Annotated in this window: 20 protein-coding genes and 1 tRNA gene; 7 read left to right on the top strand and 14 right to left on the bottom strand. The window is 72.8% G+C overall.

Annotated elements, in window-relative coordinates; translation table 11 throughout:
• Positions 1-64: 64 nt before the first annotated feature.
• The gene (locus H1226_RS05640; RefSeq protein ID WP_224959229.1) at positions 65-652 is read right to left on the bottom strand and encodes an Rv1733c family protein; all 588 of its coding nucleotides are present in this window, start codon (positions 650-652) and stop codon (positions 65-67) included.
• 335 nt (positions 653-987) lie between these two features.
• Positions 988-1,659: a uracil-DNA glycosylase gene (locus H1226_RS05635; RefSeq protein WP_224959230.1), complete on the bottom strand. Its 672-nt coding sequence runs from the start codon at positions 1,657-1,659 to the stop codon at positions 988-990.
• Positions 1,660-2,030: 371 nt separating this feature from the next.
• Here H1226_RS05635 and H1226_RS05630 point away from each other — a divergent pair, with 371 nt between their 5' ends.
• The gene (locus H1226_RS05630) at positions 2,031-3,374 is read left to right on the top strand and encodes an MFS transporter (RefSeq protein ID WP_258347660.1); all 1,344 of its coding nucleotides are present in this window, start codon (positions 2,031-2,033) and stop codon (positions 3,372-3,374) included.
• A gap of 69 nt (positions 3,375-3,443) precedes the next feature.
• On the opposite strand, the gene H1226_RS05625 is transcribed toward H1226_RS05630, so the two are convergent.
• Positions 3,444-4,409 (bottom strand): thiamine-phosphate kinase, encoded by a 966-nt coding sequence (locus tag H1226_RS05625; RefSeq protein WP_224959234.1) that lies wholly within the window; start codon positions 4,407-4,409, stop codon positions 3,444-3,446.
• Positions 4,410-4,506: 97 nt separating this feature from the next.
• Here H1226_RS05625 and H1226_RS05620 point away from each other — a divergent pair, with 97 nt between their 5' ends.
• Both H1226_RS05620 and H1226_RS05615 read left to right on the top strand, forming a co-directional pair.
• Positions 4,507-4,740, top strand: coding sequence for an Lrp/AsnC ligand binding domain-containing protein (locus tag H1226_RS05620; protein WP_184481871.1), 234 nt, complete (start codon positions 4,507-4,509; stop codon positions 4,738-4,740).
• A gap of 45 nt (positions 4,741-4,785) precedes the next feature.
• A complete protein-coding gene (locus tag H1226_RS05615; protein ID WP_224959235.1) occupies positions 4,786-5,358 on the top strand; it encodes a DUF3515 domain-containing protein in 573 nt (190 codons plus the stop codon).
• A 77-nt stretch (positions 5,359-5,435) separates the two neighbouring features.
• Here the strand turns inward: H1226_RS05615 and H1226_RS05610 are convergent, their stop codons facing one another.
• The 6 genes from H1226_RS05610 to H1226_RS05585 all read right to left on the bottom strand — a co-directional run bounded on the left by H1226_RS05610 (position 5,436) and on the right by H1226_RS05585 (position 11,938).
• Positions 5,436-6,527: a D-alanine--D-alanine ligase family protein gene (locus tag H1226_RS05610; RefSeq protein WP_224959236.1), complete on the bottom strand. Its 1,092-nt coding sequence runs from the start codon at positions 6,525-6,527 to the stop codon at positions 5,436-5,438.
• 10 nt (positions 6,528-6,537) lie between these two features.
• Complete coding sequence (gene pdxR / locus H1226_RS05605; RefSeq protein ID WP_258347657.1) at positions 6,538-7,977, bottom strand: MocR-like pyridoxine biosynthesis transcription factor PdxR; 1,440 nt, start codon at positions 7,975-7,977, stop codon at positions 6,538-6,540.
• Positions 7,978-8,047: 70 nt separating this feature from the next.
• On the bottom strand, positions 8,048-8,524 hold the full coding sequence (locus H1226_RS05600; protein WP_258347655.1) for a cysteine dioxygenase: 477 nt from the start codon (positions 8,522-8,524) through the stop codon (positions 8,048-8,050).
• A gap of 427 nt (positions 8,525-8,951) precedes the next feature.
• Entirely contained in the window at positions 8,952-10,055 is a 1,104-nt protein-coding gene (locus H1226_RS05595) for a cystathionine gamma-lyase (protein WP_258347653.1), read from the bottom strand.
• Between the two features lie 91 nt (positions 10,056-10,146).
• Positions 10,147-11,166 carry an NAD(P)H-dependent glycerol-3-phosphate dehydrogenase gene (locus H1226_RS05590; RefSeq protein WP_258347650.1) on the bottom strand — a complete coding sequence of 340 codons (1,020 nt, stop codon included), beginning with the start codon at positions 11,164-11,166 and terminating at the stop codon, positions 10,147-10,149.
• Positions 11,153-11,938 carry a lysophospholipid acyltransferase family protein gene (locus H1226_RS05585; protein ID WP_224967109.1) on the bottom strand — a complete coding sequence of 262 codons (786 nt, stop codon included), beginning with the start codon at positions 11,936-11,938 and terminating at the stop codon, positions 11,153-11,155. The genes H1226_RS05590 and H1226_RS05585 overlap by 14 nt, the downstream gene beginning before the upstream one ends.
• Positions 11,939-12,060: 122 nt before the next feature.
• On the opposite strand from H1226_RS05585, the gene cofC reads away from it, so the two are divergent.
• Positions 12,061-12,693 (top strand): 2-phospho-L-lactate guanylyltransferase, encoded by a 633-nt coding sequence (cofC, locus tag H1226_RS05580; protein WP_258347649.1) that lies wholly within the window; start codon positions 12,061-12,063, stop codon positions 12,691-12,693.
• Between the two features lie 84 nt (positions 12,694-12,777).
• Here cofC and H1226_RS05575 read toward each other — a convergent pair whose 3' ends face one another.
• Positions 12,778-13,311: a hypothetical protein gene (locus H1226_RS05575; RefSeq protein ID WP_258347648.1), complete on the bottom strand. Its 534-nt coding sequence runs from the start codon at positions 13,309-13,311 to the stop codon at positions 12,778-12,780.
• Between the two features lie 73 nt (positions 13,312-13,384).
• Between H1226_RS05575 and H1226_RS05570 the strand changes: the two genes are divergently transcribed.
• Both H1226_RS05570 and H1226_RS05565 read left to right on the top strand, forming a co-directional pair.
• Complete coding sequence (locus H1226_RS05570; RefSeq protein ID WP_224967112.1) at positions 13,385-15,508, top strand: RNA degradosome polyphosphate kinase; 2,124 nt, start codon at positions 13,385-13,387, stop codon at positions 15,506-15,508.
• The gene (locus H1226_RS05565; RefSeq protein ID WP_258347644.1) at positions 15,505-16,647 is read left to right on the top strand and encodes an NUDIX hydrolase; all 1,143 of its coding nucleotides are present in this window, start codon (positions 15,505-15,507) and stop codon (positions 16,645-16,647) included. Before H1226_RS05570 ends, H1226_RS05565 begins: the two co-directional genes overlap by 4 nt.
• Before the next feature lie 417 nt (positions 16,648-17,064).
• On the opposite strand, the gene H1226_RS05560 is transcribed toward H1226_RS05565, so the two are convergent.
• From H1226_RS05560 to leuC, 3 genes are all read right to left on the bottom strand, one after another.
• The gene (locus H1226_RS05560; RefSeq protein WP_258347643.1) at positions 17,065-17,916 is read right to left on the bottom strand and encodes an HU family DNA-binding protein; all 852 of its coding nucleotides are present in this window, start codon (positions 17,914-17,916) and stop codon (positions 17,065-17,067) included.
• A gap of 228 nt (positions 17,917-18,144) precedes the next feature.
• Positions 18,145-18,747: a 3-isopropylmalate dehydratase small subunit gene (leuD, locus tag H1226_RS05555; RefSeq protein ID WP_224959245.1), complete on the bottom strand. Its 603-nt coding sequence runs from the start codon at positions 18,745-18,747 to the stop codon at positions 18,145-18,147.
• 30 nt (positions 18,748-18,777) lie between these two features.
• Positions 18,778-20,181 (bottom strand): 3-isopropylmalate dehydratase large subunit, encoded by a 1,404-nt coding sequence (gene leuC / locus H1226_RS05550; protein ID WP_224959246.1) that lies wholly within the window; start codon positions 20,179-20,181, stop codon positions 18,778-18,780.
• Positions 20,182-20,277: 96 nt separating this feature from the next.
• Here leuC and H1226_RS05545 point away from each other — a divergent pair, with 96 nt between their 5' ends.
• On the top strand, positions 20,278-20,979 hold the full coding sequence (locus tag H1226_RS05545) for an IclR family transcriptional regulator (protein ID WP_224959247.1): 702 nt from the start codon (positions 20,278-20,280) through the stop codon (positions 20,977-20,979).
• 162 nt (positions 20,980-21,141) lie between these two features.
• Here H1226_RS05545 and H1226_RS05540 read toward each other — a convergent pair.
• Positions 21,142-21,217 (bottom strand) — tRNA-Glu (locus tag H1226_RS05540).
• Between the last annotated feature and the right edge of the window lie 110 nt (positions 21,218-21,327).

The following is a 21,327-nucleotide window of genomic DNA, read 5'->3' as shown; positions in this document are numbered from 1 at the left end:
CTGCCGCTAGCGCAAACCCCGGGACGAACCGACGTCCCGGGGTTTTTGCGCGTCCGGCCAAGGTTCAGGGGTGGTGGTGCCGCCAGCGCGGACCGATCTCCGCCCACTCCTGCTCCCACGCCGCCAACCGCCGCCTGCCCACGTACCAGCGCGCGGCGGCGAACAGCCCGCCGAGCACGAGGCCCGAGCCGAGCAGCACGGCGGCCCCCGCGGTCCCGGCCGCTTGGGTGGCTTCGGAGCGGGTGCGCGGCGGCGGCACCGGCCGGCCCTGCGGGTCGACCCAGATCTGCAGGGTGTCGGCGAGCCGGGTCCCGGTGGGCACTTCGACGACGGCCACGCGCTGCGGTTCGGGCCCCCACCCGACGGCGACGGACCGCACGACGGCGGAGTCCTGCCCCGGCACGTCGGAGAGCACGCGGGCGGTGACCTCGTGGCGCTGGGCGCGTTCGGCGTTCACCTGCCCCAAGTGGTCCCGCAGCACGGCTTGGGACGCGACGAACGAACAGATCAGCACCACCACCGCCGCCGCCGAGAGCACGAGCAGCGCGACGGGTTCGAACAGGTCGGTCCGGCGGCGCAGCGGGTTGGCCCCGGGCCACACCCCGCGCCGCAGCCGCGCCAGGACTCCTCCACTGACCGGGCCGGCACCCATGACGAGCCTTCTTCCGTCGGCGAGCACAAGTCCACCGCAAGGGTCGAATGTACGACCGGCGCCGGGCGAAAACCATCCGCCGAAACGGGAGGTGGGGCGGGCCGGTTCCGATCACGGTGCGTTGATCCGGAGCGCACGGGAGAGCACGCCCGGTCCCCTGCCGCAGGGCGTCTGCGGGGACCGTCGTCGATGCGTTCGAGCTGGTGGGGCGGGGCGGACGAGCGCGGCGGGCGGGCCGCCGAGCGGGATCGGGGCCCCGCGCGCGCACTCAGGCCCGGCGGGTCGCCACGACTGAGGTCGTCACAGCGCGTCGCCGCCGGCCGGTGCGGCGACCGTCAGGGCAGCTTCCAGTCGACGGGCTCGGCGCCCGCGCGCCGCAGGATCTCGTTGGCCCGGCTGAACGGCCGGGTGCCGAAGAAGCCGCGGTCGGCGGACATCGGGCTCGGGTGCACCGATTCGATCCGCTCGACGCCGGGCATCAGCTCCCGGGTGCTGCGGGCGTCGTTGCCCCAGAGGATCGCGACCATCGGCTGCTCGCGGGCGGCGAGCGCCCGGATCGCCTGGTCGGTGACGGCCTCCCAGCCCTTGCCGCGGTGCGAGGCCGACTTGCCGGGCTGCACGGTGAGCGCCCGGTTCAGCAGCAGCACGCCGTTCTCGGTCCACGGCGTCAGGTCACCGCTGGTGGGCGTGGGATGGCCCAGGTCGTCGCAGTACTCCCGGAAGATGTTGATCAGGCTCTTGGGCGGCCGCACGCCGGGCGCCACGGAGAAGCTGAGCCCGACCGGGTGCCCGGGCGTCGGGTACGGGTCCTGGCCGACGATGAGGACGCGCACGTCGCGGAACGGCTGCCGGAAGGCGCGGAGCACGTCGTCCCCCGCGGGCAGGTACTGCCGCCCGGCGGCGACCTCGGCGCGCAGGAAGTCCCCCATCGCGGCGATCCGGTCGGCGACGGGTTCCAGCGCCTCGGCCCAACCGGCTTCGACGACCTCGTGCAGCGGACGTGCCATGGTCGCGCACTCTAGCGAGCGCGCTCGATCCACTTCCCGCCGCCCCGGCGGGCAGCACCGCGGAGCCGTCAACGTGTTGTGCCCCACACAGCGGCGCGTCATCATCGACCCCCGGGCGAGCCATTCCTCCGGCCGAACGATCGAGATCTCCATAACCGCCCGTGACCAGCGTTTCGGCCTCGGCCACCACCTCGGCCACCGCAGGGCACAAAGCGACTGCGAGGTGATGCATTAGGCATGACCACAATTATCGAAACGGACACAAGTAGCCGTTTTGGTGGCCAGGAGGGAGCCGCTGGGCTAAGTTCCCCAGTACTCCAAACGTGTTCACGCACCGTGGACGGCACGACCCGGAGGTGGCACACACCCTCATGACTGCACAGGAAACGGAAGAGCTCACCCCGGAACGGCGATCACTGCTCCGGCGCGCGGTCGGCGCCGCGGCAATCGGGAACACGACGGAGTGGTACGACTTCGGCGTGTACGCCTACGTCGCCGCCTACGTGGGCCACCAGTTCTTCCCCGGACCGTGGGAGACGGTCTCCGCATTCGGCGTATTCGCGATCTCGTTCCTGCTGCGTCCCCTGGGGAGCATGTTCTTCGGTCCGCTGGGGGACCGCATCGGACGCCAAAAGGTGCTGGCGATCACGATCCTGCTGATGTCCGGATCGACATTCATCCTCGGCTGCCTGCCGAACTACGACACGATCGGACTTCTCGCACCCGTTCTGCTGTTGTTGTGCCGGATGGTGCAAGGGTTCTCGACCGGTGGTGAATACGGTGGCGCGGCCACCTACATCGCCGAGTACGCACCGAACCGGAAACGCGGTTTTTACGGCAGTTGGCTCGAATTCGGCACGCTCGCGGGATTCGGTCTCGGCGCGCTGGTGCCGACGATCCTGATCCTCGTCCTGCCCGCCGAGTCGATGGAGTCCTGGGGCTGGCGGATCCCGTTCCTGCTGGCCGGACCGCTCGGCCTGATCGGGCTCTACCTGCGGTCCAAGCTGGAGGACACGCCGGCGTTCAAGAACCTGGAGCAGAGCGACAACCTGGCCCGTTCGCCGCTGAAGTCCCTGGTGCGCGAGTACTGGCGGCCGCTGCTGATCCTGATGGGCGTCGTGGTGCTCATCAACGTCGCGAACTACACGATCCTGACCTACATGGAGAGCTACCTGACCGACACCTTGCAGATCCCGGAGGGCCGGGAGTACGAGGTGCTGGTGCCGCTGCTCCTGGTGGTGGCGCTGATGATGGCGGCGATCACGCCGGTCGGCGCGCTCTCGGACCGGATCGGGCGGAAGCCGCTGTTCCTGTCCGCGGCGATCTGCTTCATCGTGCTGCCGTACCCGGCGTTCCTGCTGATCTCGCAGGGCACGATGCTCACCACGATGCTGGGGCTGACGCTGCTGGGCGTGGGTCACCTGCAGCTGATCGGACCGCTGGCGGCGACGCTGCCCGCGATGTTCCCGACGAAGGTGCGGTACGCGGCGTTCAGCGTCGGCTACAACCTGTCCACGGCGGCGTTCGGCGGTACCGCACCGCTGATCAACGACTGGGCGGTGACCTACACCGGGAACTCGTTCTTCCCGGCGTTCTACCTGATGGGGGCCGCGGTGGTCGCGCTGGTCCCGATCCTGCTGATGAAGGAGACGGCGCGGAAACCGCTGATGGAGGAGGCCGACTCACCCGGCACCTCCGCTCCGGCGACCGGCTGAGCGGATGCGTGCGAAGGCCCGGCGGGAACTCCCCGCCGGGCCTTCTGCCGTCCGGAGCGGCTCAGGTGGTCAGCGCCAGTGCTCCCAGCCGACGGCGCCCTCGTAGGTCGCGCCGTCCACGGTGACCCCTTCGCCCTCCACGACTTCGCCGACGGCGCGCCAGCCCTCGGGCAGCGCCTGCTCCGGCGGGAAGGTCGCCACCAGCGCGTGGTCCTCGCCGCCGGTGAGCACCCAGTGCCGGGCGTCCGCGCCCAGCGCCGAGGCGACCTCGGTCAACCGCTGCGGCACTTCGATCAGCTCGTCGCGCAGGTCGATGCCGACCTGCGCGGCCGCCGCGACGTGCCCCAGGTCGGCCAGCAACCCGTCCGAGACGTCGATCATCGAGGTGGCGCCGGCGTCCGCGGCCAGCGGACCCGCCGCGTACGGCGGCTCCGGCACCCGCTGCGCCCCGACCACCGCCACCGGCGACCGGAACCCGCGCCCCAGCACCGCCAGTCCTGCGGCGGCCCAGCCGAGCCGCCCCGCCACGGCCACCACGTCGCCGGGGCACGCCCCGGAGCGGGTGACCGGCGTGCGGCCCTGCAGGTCGCCCAGCGCCGTGATGGAGATCGTCAGCGCGGGCGCGGTCACCATGTCCCCGCCGATGAGCCCGGCGCCGACGCGCTGCGCTTCTTCCCACATGCCCGCCGAGAGCTCGTCGACCACCGAGGTCGGAGTGTCCGGCGGGCAGCCGAGCCCCACCAGCAGCCCGGTCGGCACCGCCCCCATCGCGGCCACGTCGGAGAGGTTCACCGCCACGGCCTTGCGCCCGACCTGGTGCGGCGTCGACCAGGCCAGCCGGAAGTGCACCTGTTCCACCAGCACATCGGTGGTGGCGACGATCCGGCCGTCCGGCGCGGCGAGCACCGCGGCGTCGTCACCGGGACCGAGCAGGGTCGCGGCGGGCTGGGCCCGCCCGGAGGTCACCCGCTGGATGAGGCCGAACTCACCGGCCTCGGACACGGTCTGGTCCTGCGCCGAAGTGTCCGAACCCACGTCAGACCTCCCTTTCTTGAGCATCCGCTCGGCCCGATGGGGTAGCTTTCTCCCAGTTTCCTACCCCGCGCACCAGGCCGAGACGAAGGGGCACGCCGTGGTTCAGGCATACATCCTCATCCAGACCGAAGTCGGCAAGGCCGCCGCCGTCGCCGCCGAGATTTCCGGCTCCACCGGCGTGATCACGTCCGAGGACGTGACAGGTCCGTACGACGTGATCGTGCGCGCCGAGGCCGAGAATGTCGACCAGCTGGGCAAGATGGTCGTCGCAGGCATCCAGAACGTGGAAGGCATCACCCGGACGCTGACGTGTCCGGTCGTACACCTGTGAGCGCCCGCTTCCGGGCATTCCGGTCGCGCGTGCTGTAGTGGCCGGGTGGCCGACGAACATCCCAGGTTCCCCCGCCCGGTGCTGATCACGGCGCTCGCGCTCAGCGGGTTGCTGGCGCTGGGCGTCATCTCGCTCGGGCTGGTGTCCCGGTTCTCCGAGCAGCGGCAGCAGGACGCGGTGGAGGCGGTGCAGCAGGCCCGCCGCACCGGTCCGCTGGCCCTGCCCCCCATCCCCTCCCCCGGCGCCGAGGGCCCGGAGTGCGCGAAGCTGCTCGCGGAGCTGCCCGCCGAGCTGGCGGTGGACGACGCCCGGGTTCCGCGCCGCGAGCTGGCCGACCCGGTGCCGCCGGGCGCGGTCGCGTGGGGCGACGCCGAGCACGACCCGATCACGGTGCGCTGCGGCCTGCCCGCGCCCGCCGAGCTGACGCCGACCTCGCCGCTGGTGCAGATCAACGGGGTGCAGTGGCTGCGGATCACCGAGGCCGGGAACACCTCGTGGCTGGCGGTGGACCGGCCGGTGTACGTGGCGCTGACCGCCCCGGAGAACTCGGGCAGCGGTCCGGTGCAGGACCTGTCGGACCGGCTGCGGGCGCTGCCCGCGAAGCCGGTCTTCCCCTGATCGGCCGTCCTCCGGGACCCGCCGCGCGAGTGTCGACGGCGGGCGGCCCCGCGTCCCGGCGTCCGTGAGCCGGTCGGTCAGCGCAGCCCGGTGCCGCGGGCCCGCGCGGTGTCGACGAGCGTGGTCAGCAGCGTCGGGTAGTCCACCCCGGTCTGCGCCCACATCCGCGGGTACAGCGAGATCGAGGTGAACCCGGGCATGGTGTTGACCTCGTTGACGATGAGCCCGCCGTCCTCGGCGACGAAGAAGTCCACGCGGGCGAGGCCCTGGCACTCCAGAGCGCGGAACGCGGTGATCGCGGTGGCGCGCAGCTGCTCGACGGTGTCGTCGCCGACCTTGGCGGGGATGTCGAACTCGGTGACGTCGTCGAGGTACTTGGAGTCGAAGTCGTACCAGTCGGCCTCGCCGGTGACGCGGAGTTCGGCGGGCAGCGAGGCTTCCACGCGGCCGTCGGGGAATTCGAGGACGCCGCACTCGACCTCGCGGCCGACGACGGCCTTCTCGATGATCACCTTGGGGTCGGTGCGGCGGGCCTCGGCGACGGCGTCGTCCAGCTGGGCCCAGTCCGTGATCTTGGTGATGCCGAGCGAGGAGCCGGCGCGGGCCGGCTTGACGAAGGCGGGCAGCCCGATCCGCTCCCGGCGCGCTTCGTCCAAAGTGGACTGGTCGCGGCGCAGCACCTCGTAGGTGCCGACTTCGATGCCCTCCGCCGCCAGGAGCTTCTTGGTGTACTCCTTGTCCATCGACACCGCGCTGGAGAGCACGCCCGGCCCGGCGTAGGGCACGTCGGCCATCTCCAGCAGGCCTTGGATGGTGCCGTCCTCGCCGAAAGCCCCGTGCAGCACCGGGAACACGACGTCCACTTCGGACAGGACCTCGCCGCCGCGGCCCGGCTCGACCAGGATCAGGTCCCGCCGCGTCGGGTCGCCGGGCAGCGCGACCGCGGTCCCCTGCGCCACTTCCGGCGCCTGCCGGTCGCGGATGGCCAGCTCCGCCGGGTCCGAGGTGCCCAGCACCCAAGCGCCTTCGCGGGTGATGCCGACGGGGACGACCTCGAAGCGCTCCCGATCCAGGTGGCTCAGGACACTGCCCGCGGACAGGCAGGAAACGCCGTGCTCGGTGCTCCGTCCGCCGAAGACGACGGCCACCCTGGTCTTGCGCTCAGTCATGCGCGGGACCCTACCCGCACGCGTGGGAGCCGCCAGCGGCCTCCTCGCCGCACCAGCGGGCCACCAGTTCCAGCGATCGCTCCAGGTCGGCGCGCGAACACGAGGCGTAGCCGAGCGCGATCCCGGTCCAGCGCTGCGGTCCGTGGTGGTGCCTGCGCAGCCCGTCGAGCACGATGCCGTGCTCGTTCCCCCGCTCCACCACGCGCTGCTCGGCCGCGGCGGACGGCAGCGGCAGCACCACGTGCGCGCCCGCCTCGTCGCCGGACACCTCGACCCCGGCCTCGGCCAACCGGGCCACGACCAGCGCGCGCCGCTGCGAGAGCTCGCGGCGCAACCTGCGCAGGTGCCGCCCCAGATCACCGTTGCGGGCGTACTCGACGAGCACCCGCTGCCCGGCCGGGGCCGGCCCGGTGCTGGTGCGCTCGCGGTGCTCCAGCACCCCGGCGACCAGCCGGTCCGGACCGAGCATCCAGCCGACGCCGAGCGTCGGGGTGAGGATCTTGCTGGTGGTGCCCAGGTGCACCACCACGTCCGGCGCCATCGCGGCCAGCACGGGCAGCGGCGCCACGTCGTAGCGCAGCTCCCCGTCGTAGTCGTCCTCCACGATCAGCCAGTCCTCCGCACGCGCGCGTTCCACCAGCGCGACGCGGCGTTCCGCGGGCAGCCTGCCGCCGATCGGGTACTGGTGCGCCGGGGAGCAGTAGACGGCGCGCACACCGCGCGGGATCGCCTCCACCACGATCCCGCCGTGGTCCACCGGGGCGGGGACCACGTGGGCCCCGGCGGCGAGCAGGGTCTGCACGGCGCGCTGGTAGCCGGGTTCCTCCACGGCGACGGTGGCACCGCGGCCGAGCGCGGTCGCGGCCAGCTCCGCGAGGGCCGCGGTGGTGCCGCCGGTGGCGATCACGGTGCCCAGGTGCGGGCCGCCGGTGGTCATGCCGCGGTGGCGCAGCAGGTGCTCCACCACCGCGTCCCGGTACTGGTCGGCGCCGGCGACCCGGCGGGTCTCGTCCGGTTCGCGGTCCGCGGCGGCGCGCCACGCCCGGCGCCAGGCGGCGCGGTCGATGCCGCCGGTCCACGGGATCCCCGGGACCAGCCGCACCGTCCCCGCGCCGCCGCGGTCCGCGACCCCCGCCGCGAACTCCGCCGGGGTGCCGGGCGCTCCGGGCGGCGCGGTGGTGACGTAGGTGCCGGAGCCGTGCCTGCCGACGATCCAGCCCTCGGCGTGCAGCTGTTCGTAGGCGGCGGCGGTGACGGTGCGGCTGACGCCGAGGTGCCGGGCCAGCGCGCGCGTCGAGGGCAGCCGATCGCCTCCGCGGAGCTGGCCGAGCGCGGCGGCGCGGCGCAGCGCGTCGGCCAGCTGCACCGCCAGCGGACGGGCGTCGTCGCGGCGCAGTTCGACGGCCGGTTCCAGCAGCGGCGAACTCGCCGCGGGCACCGGATGTGGCATCTCAGGATTCCTCCCGCTCGGCCTCCCGATGATGCCACCGCGCGCCCGCCACGGGGACGGGCGTCCCCGGTCAGAGCCGGGTGAGGCCGTCCACCGGGTGCAGCGAGTACGGCGTCATCCGGGTCCGGCCGGGGCGGTAGACGTGGATGGTGACCGCGGGGTCCGGCCCGTCGTTGCGCACCTGGTGCACGTGGTCGGGGCCGAACACGCGGGACTGCCCGGTCTCCAGCGCGTGCCACTCCTCGACGGGTCCGGTGGGCGTGCTGCGCACGACGCGTTCGGTGACGCTGCCGGAGACGAGGGTGAACGCCCCGGCGGCACCGCCGTGGTCGTGCAGTTCGGTGCGCTGGCCGGGCAGCCAGCTCAGCAGCCAGGCCTCGTGGGTGGCGGTGCGTTCCAGCAGTCCGGCCCAGCGCTGTTCGGGGTCGTAGCGCAGCAGGTGCGCCCAGCCGAGCCGGTCGGCGGCGAGTTCGCGGGCGATCCGCACGGGGTGCGCGATGGCGCGGTCGGCGACGGCGGCGATGGTGTCAGGGGGTACGGCGAACACGGGGAATCCTCGGTGGTCGTGCGGTCGGAGGCCGGGTGGTGGCGGTGACGTGTCCCGGCGCGCGATCGGCGGGCCGCCCGGACCTGCCGCCGGGCGGGCGGCGTTCCGGTGGATGTCGCGGATCGGGCGGTGTGGCGGCGCGGTCTCGGGGACGGCGCGGTCCGGACCTCTTCGGGAGGCAGCTGGTTCAGCGGGTCTCGCGGGGTCCGGGTCTCACCACGGCAGCGGGATCGATCACCGCTGCAGACAAAGCGCGCTCGCCACCCGGCGCAGGTCGATGTGACCTCGTCCATCGGTCATGGCTCGCAACACGCCGCGTAGTGAACCAGCGCCGAAGGGAACCCGTCAAGCCGATTGCGCTCGCGTCACACCACCGGGTAAGCGGCACCGAGCATGATCACTCCGAGGAGGCTCAGGAAGAGGTGGCTCAGGAGAGCGCCGCGAGGACGTCGGCGACGAGGTCGTCCGGGTCCTCGCACCCGGCGGAGAACCGCACGAAGCCCGGCGCCACCGGATCGCCCCACTGGGCGCGCCGGTCCACCGTGCTGTGCAGCCCGCCGAAGCTGGTGGCGGCCACGACCAGCTCGCTGCGGCGGACGAACTCGGCGACGGCGTCGGCGTCGGCGAGCTCGAAGCGGAACACCCCGCCCCAGCGCCGCATCTGCGCGCTCGCCAGCTCGTGCGCCGGGTCGTCCGGCAGCCCCGGCCAGCGCAGCCCGGTGACCGCGGGGTGCCCGCGCAGCGCCGCCACCAGCGCGGCCGCGTTCGACGCCTGCCGGGCGAGCCGCAGGTCGAGGGTGCCGAGGCTGCGGTGCGCCAGCCAGGTCTCGAAGGGGCCGGGGATGGAACCGGAGAGGGTGCGGGCCCGCCGCAGCCGCGCCGCCAGCTCCGCGTCGGCGGTGGAGACGTGCCCGAGCAGCACGTCGCTGTGCCCGGTCAGGGCCTTGGTGTCGCTGGCGATCGCGAGGTCGGCGCCGAGTTCCAGGGGCCGCTGCCCGAGCGGCGTCGCGGTGGTGTTGTCCACCGCCAGCAGCGCCCCGGCCCGGTGCGCGAGCCGGGCGAGCGCGGCGATGTCGCAGACGTCGAGGCCCGGGTTGGACGGGGTTTCGAGCAGCACCAGCCGCACCCCGTCGAACAGCTCCGGCGGCCACGGGCCGGTGGTGGGGATCTCCTGCACGTGCAGCGAGAGCTCGGCGAGCTCCTCGTGCACGAACTGCCGGGTCGCGTAGTAGCCGTCGCTGGGCACCAGCAGCCCGTCCCCGGCGCGCAGCACCGCCCGCAGCACGGTGCTGATCGCGGCCATGCCGGAGGGCAGCAGCACGCACTCCCCGCCGTCCAGCTCGCCGATGGCGCTCTCCAGCGCCCGCCAGGTGGGGTTCCCGGCGCGGCCGTAGAAGTCGGCCGCCGGCTCGCCGAGGTGGTAGGGCGCGGCGAACACCGGACCGGGCGCGAGCGGTGCCCCGGGTTCCGGGTCGCCGTGCCCGCCGTGCACGCAGCGGGTGCCGTCGCCGTACCGGGTGCCGTCGTCCACTGCCGACCTCCTCGCGCTCGTCCGCCCCGAACGGGCGGCCGGTCGCAATCTAACCCCGCAGGTCCGCGAACTCCGCCGGTCGAGCGGAGGGTCACTCCGGTTTCGGGTCGCGCCCCAGCAGCATCGCGGCACCGGGCGCGGGCGCGAGCCCTTCGTGGCAGACGCGGTGCACGACCTCGGTGATCGGCATCTCCACGCCGTGGCGGGCGGCGAGCGCCCGGATGGACGAGCAGGACTTGACACCTTCGGCGACCTGCCCGTGGGTGGCGTCCTGCGCCTGCTCCAGGGTTTCACCGCGGCCGAGGCGTTCGCCGAACGTCCGGTTCCGGGACAGCGGCGAGGTGCAGGTGGCGACCAGGTCGCCGAGCCCGGCGAGCCCGGCGAAGGTCATCGGTTCCGCGCCGAGCGCCGCGCCCAGCCGCGTCGTCTCGGCGAGGCCGCGGGTGATCAGCGAGGACATCGTGTTGTGCCCGAACCCGAGCCCGGCGGCCATGCCGCAGGCCAGCGCCATCACGTTCTTGCAGGCCCCGGCGAGTTCGATGCCCACCAGGTCGGTGTTGGTGTAGGGCCGGAAGTAGCCGGTGGAGCAGGCGGCCTGCAGCGCGACCGCGCGGTCGTGGTCGGTGCAGGCGACGACGGTGGCGGTGGGCTGCTCGGCGGCGATCTCCTTGGCGAGGTTCGGGCCGGACACCACGGCGACCTGCGCCATCGGCACGTCGGCGACCTCGGCGACGACCTCGCTCATCCGCTTGAGGGTGCTGAGCTCGACGCCCTTGGCGAGGCTGACCAGGGTCGCGTCGGGCGGCAGCAGCGGCTGCCAGCCGGCCAGGTTCTCCCGCAGCGTCTGGCTGGGCACCGCGAGCACCACGGCGTCGGCCCCGTGCATGGCCGCCGCCGCGTCGTCGGTGGCGCGCAGCGATGCGGGCAGCGGCACGCCCGGCAGGTAGCCGGGGTTGTGGTGCTCGGTGTTGATCCGCTCGGCGATCTCGGCGCGGCGGGCCCACAGCGCGACGTCGCTGCCCGCGTCGGCGAGGACCTTCGCGAAGGTGGTGCCCCAGGACCCGGCGCCCAGCACCGCGATCCGCTGCGCGGCGGGCTCAGGCCCGGTCATCGTCGTTCCGGGGTTCGCGGCGGCGCACCGGGGAGTAGAAGCCGGCGGGCGGCTGCTCCTCGCGGATCTCGCCGAGGAGGTCGCGCACCCGGCCCATGGCCAGCTCGCTGATCTCGCGCAGCACTTGCGGGTCGGCGGCACGGCCCCGGTACTCGCCGAGGTCGAGGGGTTCGCCGATGCGCACGTGCACGGTCTTGCGCGGGAACGGGCGGAACTTCTTCGCGTAGTGGTCGTAGATGCCGCGGGTGCCCCAGCGGGCGGCGGGCACGATCGGCACGTCGTGCTCCAGGGCGAGCCGGGCCACGCCCGCCTTCGGCGTCATCGGCCAGCCGTCGGGGTCCCTGGTGACCGTCCCGTCCGGGTAGATGATCACGATCTTGCCGTCTTCGAGGGAGCCGTGCGCGGCTTCCAGGCTCTTGCGCGCGTCCGCGGTCTGCCGGAACACGGGGATCTGCTCGACGCCGGTGAGGACGTTGCGCAGCACGGGCACGTTCCACAGCGTGTTCTTGGCCATGAACCGCGGGATCCGCGCCGCGCGGTGCACGGTGACGGCGTCGTAGATCGGGTCCAGGTGGGACACGTGGTTGAGCACCAGCAGCGCCGGGCCGGTCGCGGGGACGTTCGCCAGCCCGTGCACCCGGACTCGGGAGAGCAGCGCGGTCAGCGGGTAGAACACGATCGCGGCGAGCCGCAGCCAGAACCGGCCCATCGCCGTCGGCGGCCGTTCCTTGGTGTGCTTGCGCGGCCGTTTGAGGCTTGCCGGTTCCACCACGCGCGTCTCCTCTCGCCCTCAAGAGCGGCTGTCAAGTTACCTGGCCCACGCGTTCGCCCGGCGAGCGGTGCGGTCGCGGCGGGCATACTCGAAGATCGACGGGCGGAGCGGAGGATGGCGGGATGAGCCTCGGAGTGTCCTTGCTGGTGCCGATGAAGCCGCTGCACCTGGCGAAGTCGCGGTTGCGCGGCGATCGGCCCGCCGAGCGGCACGCGGACCTGGTCAGCGCGATCGCGCACGACGCGGTGGACGCCGCGCGCCGCGCCCCGGGCGTGCGGGAGGTGCTGGTGGTGACTTCGGACCCGCGGCTGGCCGGGTCGTTCGCGGCGGTGGGCGTCGAGGTGGTGCCGGACGATCCGGCGGCGGGCCTGAACCCGGCGCTGGAGCACGGCGCGCGGCTGCTGCGGCGGCGCGGGGCGCGGGTCGGCGCGTTGCAGGCGGACCTGCCCGCGCTGCGTCCGGCGGAGCTGACCGCGGCGCTGGAGCTCGCCGGGCCGCACCGCGCCTTCTGCGCCGATCACCTGGGGACCGGGACGACGATGCTGCTGGCCGGGGTGGACGGTGCGCTCGATCCGCGGTTCGGGCCGGGGTCGGCCGCGGCGCACGAGGCGTCCGGTGCGCGGCGGCTGGACGGCGGCTGGGAGTCGCTGCGCTGCGATGTGGACACCGCCGAGGACCTGCGGCGGGCGACGGGCATGGGGCTCGGCGAACGCACCTCGGCGTGGCTGGCCGGGGCTGCCGGACACCCGCGCTGACCTGTGTGGTGTTCCCGCCGACAAAGGTCGAACCGCGGCGACCGGATGGGTGAGAATGGGCCCCGTGAGTACCGACAGCAGCGATCACGAGACCACTCCACCAGCGCGCCGCCGGACCTCGTCGACCGCCGGGTCCGCCGGTGCTCGCCGGAATGCGCCGAAGTCCGGCCGCGGGAGCCGGGCGGCGGTTCCCGGGGCGTCCGGTGCGGACGCGACGGGCGGGTCGGCCGGTGCGGCGGGCGCCGCGGAGCCCGCCGCCGGAACCGGTGCGGTCGAGTCGGAGGCGACCGCACCGGGTGCGAAGCGCCGGACCGCGGCGAAGTCCGGGACGACCGGCTCACGGTCCACCGCGAAGTCCACGACCGCGAAGAAGCGGGCCACCGGGTCCACGAGCAGGTCCGGTGCCGCGCCGCGGGCCGGGGCGAAGTCGAGCGGATCGAGCGGGGCGGCCGGATCGAGCGGAACCGCCGGATCGAGCGGGGCGGCGACCTCGGGCGCGGCGGCGACCAGGCGCAAGACCGCTGCGGCGAAGTCCGCGCCCACCACCGGATCCCGCACCACGGGCCGCACCGCGACCACCAGGACCGCGAAGTCCGCGGCGGGGACGACCGCAGGCACCGGCTCCACCGCGCGCCGGGCCGCCGCGGAACCCACCGCACCGCCGCCCGCCCGCAACGGGGCGAAGACCGCGATCGGCGGTGACGGTGCCCGGGTACCGGCCGCTCCCCCCGCGGTGACCCGCGCGGCCGCCAGCACCGACCTGCCCGACGACCGCTACCTGAACCGCGAGCTGTCCTGGCTGGACTTCAACGCCCGGGTGCTGGCCGTCGCCGAGGACCCCTCGCAGCCGGTCCTGGAGCGCGCCAAGTTCCTCGCGATCTTCGCGTCCAACCTGGACGAGTTCTACATGGTGCGCGTCGCCGGCCTGAAGCGCCGGGAGGAGACCGGCCTGTCGGTGCGCAGCGCGGACGGGCTCACCCCGCACGAGCAGCTGACCCGGATCTCGGCGCGGAACCAGGAGCTGACGAAGAAGCTGGGCCGCACGTTCCTCGACGAGCTGCTGCCGGAGCTGGAGGCCAACGGCATCCGCATCCAGCGCTGGAACATGCTCGCCGAAGCCGAGCAGCAGGTGCTGGGCCGGTACTTCGACGACCACATCTTCCCGGTGCTCACCCCGCTCGCGGTGGACCCGGCGCACCCGTTCCCGTACATCTCGGGGCTGTCGCTGAACCTCGCGGTGACCGTCAGCGACCCGGAGGAGGGCCTGCGCCGCTTCGCCAGGGTGAAGGTGCCGGACAACGTGCCGCGGCTGATCCGGGTGGAGGCGGACCGGGAGCAGGAGCGGGCGACGTTCCTGCCCCTGGAGGAGCTCATCGCCGCGCACCTGGACAAGTTGTTCCCCGGCATGGACATCAGCGACCACCACATCTTCCGGGTGACGCGCAACGCGGACCTGGAGGTGGAGGAGGACCGCGACGAGGACCTGCTGCAGGCGATGGAGCGGGAGCTGGCGCGACGCCGGTTCGGCCCGCCGGTGCGCCTGGAGGTCACCGACACGATGAGCGACACGATGCTCGAACTGCTGCTGCGCGAGCTGGAGGTCGACGAGCACGACGTGGTGGAGGTGCCGGGCCTGCTGGACCTGTCCTGCCTGTTCCAGCTGGACAAGCTGCAGCGCCCCGAGTTGAAGAACCCGCCGTTCGTGCCCGCCACCCACCCGGCGTTCGCCGAGGGGCAGACGCCGAAGAGCATCTTCGCGACGCTGCGCGAGGGCGACGTGCTGGTGCACCACCCGTACGACGCGTTCTCCACCTCGGTGCAGCGCTTCATAGAGCAGGCCGCCGCCGACCCGCACGTGCTGGCCATCAAGCAGACCCTGTACCGCACCTCCGGTGACTCGCCGATCGTGAACGCGCTGATCGACGCGGCGGAGGCCGGCAAGCAGGTGGTGGCGCTGGTCGAGCTGAAGGCCCGGTTCGACGAGCAGGCGAACATCAAGTGGGCGCGCACCCTGGAGCGTGCCGGGGTGCACGTGGTGTACGGCCTGGTGGGGCTCAAGACGCACTGCAAGACGGCGCTGGTGGTGCGCCAGGAGGGTTCGGCGATCCGCCGCTACTGCCACCTGGGCACCGGCAACTACAACCCGAAGACGGCCCGCACCTACGAGGACCTGGGACTGCTGACGGCGGCGCCGGAGGTGGGCGCGGACCTCACGGACCTGTTCAACGTGCTCACCGGCTACGCCCGGCACAGCACCTACCGGCGGATCCTGGTGTCCCCGCACGGGATCCGGCTCGGCATCGTGGAACGCATCGAGGCGGAGGCGGCGCGCGCCCGCACCGGCCTGCCGTGCGGGATCCGGATGAAGGTCAACTCGCTGGTCGACGAGCAGATCATCGACGCGCTGTACCGCGCTTCGCTGGCGGGCGTGCCGATCCGGATCGTGGTGCGCGGCATCTGCGCGCTGCAGGCCGGGGTGGCGGGCCTCAGCGAGAACATCGAGGTCCGTTCGATCCTGGGCCGGTTCCTGGAGCACTCCAGGGTGTTCCACTTCGTCGGCATCGACGAGCGCTGGATCGGCAGCGCGGACATGATGCACCGCAACCTGGACCGCCGGATCGAGACGCAGGTGCGGGTGGTGGACCCGAAGCTGACCGAGCAGCTGGACGCGATGATGGATTCGGCGCTGGACGCGCAGACGCGCTGCTGGGTGCTCAACGCGAAGGGCGATTGGGAGGCCTCGCCGCGCAGCGGTGAGCAGGTCCAGGACCACCAGGCGGAGATGCTGCGCCAGCACGGGGCGAAGGTGTCATGACGGCCCAGCACGAACCGGAGCGGCGGACGAACAGCAGCGGCAGGCTGCCGGTGACGGTGCGCGCCGCGGGCGCGGTGCTGTGGCGGCCCGGCACCGGTGCGGCGCCCGAGGTGGCCGTGGTGCACCGCCCCCGCTACGACGATTGGTCGCTGCCGAAGGGGAAGCTCGACCCGGGCGAGACCTCGGCGCACGCCGCGGTGCGGGAGGTGCGGGAGGAGACCGGGTTCGGCTGCGTGCTGTCCGGTTTCCTCGGCCGGGTGCACTACGAGGTGCCCGGGCCCGGCGGCCGCACCGGCAAGCGGGTGGACTACTTCACGGCCCGCGCCGGGGACGGCGATTTCGCGCCGAACGACGAGGTCGACGAGGTGGTGTGGGTCGCGCTGCCGAAGGCCCGGGAGCTGCTGAGCTACCCGCAGGACCGGCAGGTGCTGGACGAGTTCGCGGCGCTGCCCGACGATCCGGTGACGGTGTTGCTGGTGCGGCACGCGAAAGCCGGGCGACGAGCGGAGTTCGACGGCGACGACGCGCTGCGCCCGCTGTCGGGCACCGGCCGCAGGCAGCGGGACGCGCTGCACTCGTGGCTGCCGCTGTTCGGGCCGGAACGGGTGTACTCGGCGCCGCGGGTGCGCTGCGAGGAGACGGTGCGGCCGGTCGCCGCAAGCCTGGGCATCGAGGTGGCCGTGGAACCGCTGCTGTCCGAGGAGGGCTACAAGGCCGACCCGGAGGCCGCCGTGCACCGGTTCCTGCGCATCGCGGCGGGTTCCGGCACGGCCGTGGTGTGCAGCCAAGGCGGGGTGATCCCGGACCTGGTGGCCCGGCTGGCGCGGTCCGCCGAGCGCGCACCGGAGAACTTCGGGCCGGGGAGTTCCGCGCCGGAGGCTTCGGGGACGGGAGTTCTCGGGCCGGACGGCGCGGATCCGGGCGGCTCGGCGCCGCGGGGTGCCATCGTGCGGAACGGGGTGCTGCGCGACGGTTCGCGCAGCAGGAGCACCGGCCGCGGTGAGCGGGGCGATCCGGCGAGCGCCAAGGGCAGCGTGTGGACGTTGCGGTTCAGCCGGGACGCGCACTCGGGCAACGGTTCGGGACCGCGGCTGCGGCTGGTGTCGGCGGACTACTTGGCGGATCCGTCCGGCCGCTGATCCGTCACGCTGCTGACCCGTTCGGCAGCCGGCCCGTTCGGCAGCTGGCCCGTTCGGCAGCTGGCCCGAGCTCCGCGGTTCCGCCCGGCCGCTGGTTCATCCGGCCGCGGACCCGTTCACCGGGATTCGGAGTTCGCGGCACCCGACCGCTCGGGACACCGGCTCCGTCGGCGCCCGGGCGGATTCCGCGGAACACCCCGGAACGGCGATGATCCCGGCCCGATCGCACTGGGCGATCGTGCCGGGATCATCGCGGAACGCTCGCGGAGCAGTGCTCGCGCACGGCCGCGGCGCCCGTGGACCGGGTACCGGGGCCGCCCGCCGCTCCGCCGCCGCGCCTGGCGCGGATGACGCCGCGCGGTGTGCGTGAACGCCACCCGTGCCCGCCGTGGTTCGGCTCGCTCAGGCGGCGAGCGCTCACTTCTTGGCGGTCTTGCGCGTGCTCTTGCCGGTGGAGGTCTTGGCCGTCGAGGTCTGGCCGCTGGTCTTGGCCGCCGAGGTCTTCGAGGCGGTGGACTTGGCGGTGGACTTCGACGCGGCGGCCTTCGGCGCGGCCTTGGTGGCGGTGGCCTTCTTCGGCGCCGCCTTGGTGGCGGTGCTCTTGGCGGCCGTGCTCTTGGTCGCCGTGCTCTTGGGGGCGGCCTTGGCGGCGGTACCGGTCTTGGCGGTGCTCGCCTTCGCGGCGGGCGCCTTGGTCCCGGTGGACTTGGCCGCGGTGGCCTTGGTGCCCGCGGCGGCCTTCGGCGCGGCCTTGGTGGCGGCCGGCTTGGCGCTGGACCGCGTGGCGGCGGCCTTCTTCGGCGCGGTCTTGGTCGCGGCGGCCGTCTTGGCGGTGCTCGCCTTGGTGCCGGCGGCCTTGGTGGCGGGCGCCTTGGTGGCGGTGCTCGCGGTCTTCGCCGCGGCGCGGCCGGTGCCCGCGGTCTTGGTGGCGGTGGCGCGGGTGCCCGCGGACTTGGTGCCCGCCGACTTCGCCGCGGTCGCGCGGGGCAGTTTCCGGCTGCCGCCGACGACTTCCTTGAACTGGGTGCCGGCGCGGAAGGCCGGGACGTTGGTCTTCTTCACCTTGACGGCTTCGCCGGTCCGCGGGTTGCGCGCGGTGCGGGCGGCACGTGCGCGCTTCTCGAAGACGCCGAAGCCGGTGATGTTGACCTTCTCGCCCTTGTTGACGTTGCGGACGATGAGGTCCACGACGCCTTCCACCGCCTGACTGGCGGTCTTCTTGTCGCCGAGGCGTTCCGCGAGTGCCTCGATGAGTTGGGCCTTGTTCACTTCAGTCCCTCCCAGGACAACAACGGCCCCGTCGGGCCGACTCGAAACCCACGGTAAAGCCCCGAACTGCCGAATGCCATTCGCCACGCCCCATTTTTTCGTTGGGGCGTGGGGGCTTTCGGCGGCTCGGGGCTCGTCGCGCCGGTTTCCCGGTGAGGTTGTGAACACCGGCCGCGAATCGGTTCTTCCCTGCGCAGAAAGGAGAATCCGCTTCGCGGCCGGAGCCGATCAGCCCGCGCGGGCGGGCAGCGTCGCGGGTTTGAAGGAAGGCCGGGTTTTTTCGTACGTGTCGATCGTCTCGGCGTGGCGCAGCGTCAAACCGATGTCGTCGAGGCCTTCCAGCAACCGCCAGCGGGTGTAGTCGTCGATGCCGAACGGCACCGTGAGGTCCTTCGCCTGCACGGTCCGCTCGACGAGGTCGACGGTCACCTCGGTGCCGGGTTCGTTCTCCAGCAACTTCCAGAGCAGTTCCACATCGGACTGCGCGCACTCGGCGGCGAGCAGTCCCTGCTTGCCGGAGTTGCCGCGGAAGATGTCGGCGAACCGGGAGGAGATGACCACCCGGAAGCCGTAGTCCTTGAGCGCCCAGACGGCGTGCTCGCGGGACGATCCGGTGCCGAAGTCCGGTCCGGCGACCAGCACGCTGCCGTTCCGGTACGCGTCGTTGTTGAGCACGAAGGTCTCGTCGCCGCGCCATCCGGCGAACAACGCGTCCTCGAACCCGGTCCGCGCGACCCGTTTGAGGTACACGGCGGGGATGATCTGGTCAGTGTCCACGTTGGACCGCCGCAGCGGAACGCCGACGCCGGTGTGCTCGGTGAACGGTTCCATCGAACGTTGCTCCTTTCGGGTCGTGGTGGGTCAGTCGAGGTCTTCGGGCGAGGACAGGGTGCCGCGGACGGCGGTCGCGGCCGCCACCAGCGGGGAGACCAGGTGGGTGCGCCCGCCCTTGCCCTGCCGCCCTTCGAAGTTCCGGTTGGAGGTGGAGGCGCTGCGCTCCCCGGGAGCGAGCTGGTCGGGGTTCATGCCGAGGCACATGGAGCAGCCCGCGGAACGCCATTCGGCGCCGGCCGCGGTGAAGACCTCGTCGAGTCCTTCGGTCTCGGCCTGCAGCCGGACCTTCATCGAGCCGGGGACGACGAGCATCCGCACGTCCTGGGCGACCTTGCGGCCGTCCAGGACGCCCGCTGCGGCCCGCAGGTCCTCGATGCGGCCGTTGGTGCAGGAACCGAGGAAGACGGTGTCCACGGCGACTTCGCGCAGCGGAGTGCCGCCTTCCAGGCCCATGTAGTCGAGCGCCTTCTCGACGGCGTAGCGCTCGGCGTCGTCGCCGATGTCCGCGGGATCGGGGATCCGCTCCCCCAGCGGCAGGCCCTGCCCGGGGTTGGTGCCCCAGGTGACGAACGGGGTGAGCGCGTCGGCGTCGATGGTGACCTCGGCGTCGAATTCGGCGCCCTCGTCGGTCCGCAGCGTCTTCCAGTACTCGACGGCGGCGTCCCAGTCGGCGCCTTCCGGCGCGTGCGGGCGTCCCTTGAGGTATTCGAAGGTCGTCTCGTCGGGGGCGATCATCCCGGCGCGGGCGCCCGCTTCGATCGACATGTTGCAGATCGTCATGCGGGCTTCCATGGACAGCTGCCGGATCGCTTCGCCGCGGTACTCCAGGACGTAGCCCTGCCCGCCGCCGGTGCCGATCTTGGCGATGACGGCGAGGATGACGTCCTTGCTCGTGACTCCGGGGCGCAGCGTGCCCTCGACGTTGACGGCCATCGTCTTGAACGGGCGCAGCGGCAGCGTCTGGGTGGCGAGGACGTGCTCCACCTCGGAGGTGCCGATGCCGAACGCGAGCGCGCCGAACGCGCCGTGGGTGGAGGTGTGGCTGTCGCCGCACACCACCGTGGTGCCGGGCTGGGTGAGCCCCAGCTGCGGCCCCACCACGTGCACGATGCCCTGCTCCGCGTCGCCCATCGGGTGCAGGCGGACGCCGAACTCCTCGCAGTTGCGCCGCAAGGTGTCCACCTGGGTGCGCGAGACGGGGTCCGCGATCGGCAGGTCGATGCCGGTGGTGGGCACGTTGTGGTCCTCGGTGGCGATCGTGAGATCGGGCCGCCGGACGGGGCGGCCTGCCAGCCGCAGCCCTTCGAACGCCTGCGGGCTGGTGACTTCGTGCACGAGGTGGAGGTCGATGTAGAGCAGGTCGGGTTCGTGGCCTTCACCTCGGCGCACGATGTGGCCTTCCCAGACCTTCTCCGCGAGCGTGTTGCCCATCGCTCCTCCCCATCGAGATGTGGTGGTCGCACCCCGGTTCCGGGGCACTGTCCCAAAGAGTGGACTTCTCAGATATCGAGAAGTTAATATCGGTACGTGGGACAGCATAGCGGTATCGGAGTGTTGGACAAGGCAGTGGCCGTGCTGCAGGCGGTGGCCGGTGAGCCGTGCGGTTTGACGGAGTTGTGCGGCCGGACGGGCCTGCCGCGGGCGACCGCGCACCGGCTGGCGGTGGGCCTGGAGGTGCACCGCCTGCTGCGCCGCGGTTCGGACGGCCGGTGGCGGCCGGGCGCCGCGCTGGCGGAGCTGGCCGGTGGCGCGGTGGATCCGCTGCTGGAGGCGGCCTCGACGGTGCTGCCCAAATTGCGGGACATCACGGGCGAGAGCGTGCAGTTGTACCGCCGGGACGGCATGCAGCGCCTGTGCATCGCCTCGGCGGAGCCGCCGAGCGGCTTGCGGGACACGGTGCCGGTGGGGAGCACGTTGCCGATGGTGGCGGGTTCGGGCGCGAAGGTCCTCGCGGCGTGGGCGGATCCGGCCACCCAGCGCGCGGTCCTGTCGGAGGCGGTGTTCGGCGAGCGCACCCTGCTGGAGGTCCGCCGCCGCGGCTGGGCGCAGAGCGTCGCGGAACGCGAGTCCGGAGTGGCCAGCGTCTCGGCTCCCGTCAGGGATTCCCAAGGCACGGTGGTAGCCGCGATCTCGGTCTCCGGCCCCATCGACCGCATGGGCCGGAGGCCAGGAGCCCGCTGGGCCCAAGACCTCCTAGCAGCCACCGAAGGCCTCCAAAACCGCCTCTGACCCCACCGCCCCACCAAGACCCACCCCGCCCAACGGCCAACGGCCGAAGGCCGAGGCCGAGGCCGAGGCCGAGGCCGAGGCCGAGGCCGAGAAACCCAACCCCACCAGAACAACAACCCCAACAAAGAAAAGCCCCGCTTCCCAAAGGAAGCGGGGCTTTCCTGGTAGTCCCGACGGGATTCGAACCCGCGCTGCCGGCGTGAGAGGCCGGAGTCCTAGGCCGCTAGACGACGGGACCGCGCAACAAAAAGAACTCTACAACACCCCACCCACCCCCCAACAACCACCCCCACCAAACCCCAAAGCCCGAAGCACACCCACCCCAAACCGCAAAGCCACCCCACCCAC

The organism is Saccharopolyspora gregorii, assembly GCF_024734405.1.
In the GTDB taxonomy this organism is placed as follows: domain Bacteria; phylum Actinomycetota; class Actinomycetes; order Mycobacteriales; family Pseudonocardiaceae; genus Saccharopolyspora_C; species Saccharopolyspora_C gregorii.
Note: the sequence above shows the minus strand (reverse complement) of the source record. Positions and strands in the feature narration are given on the sequence as shown.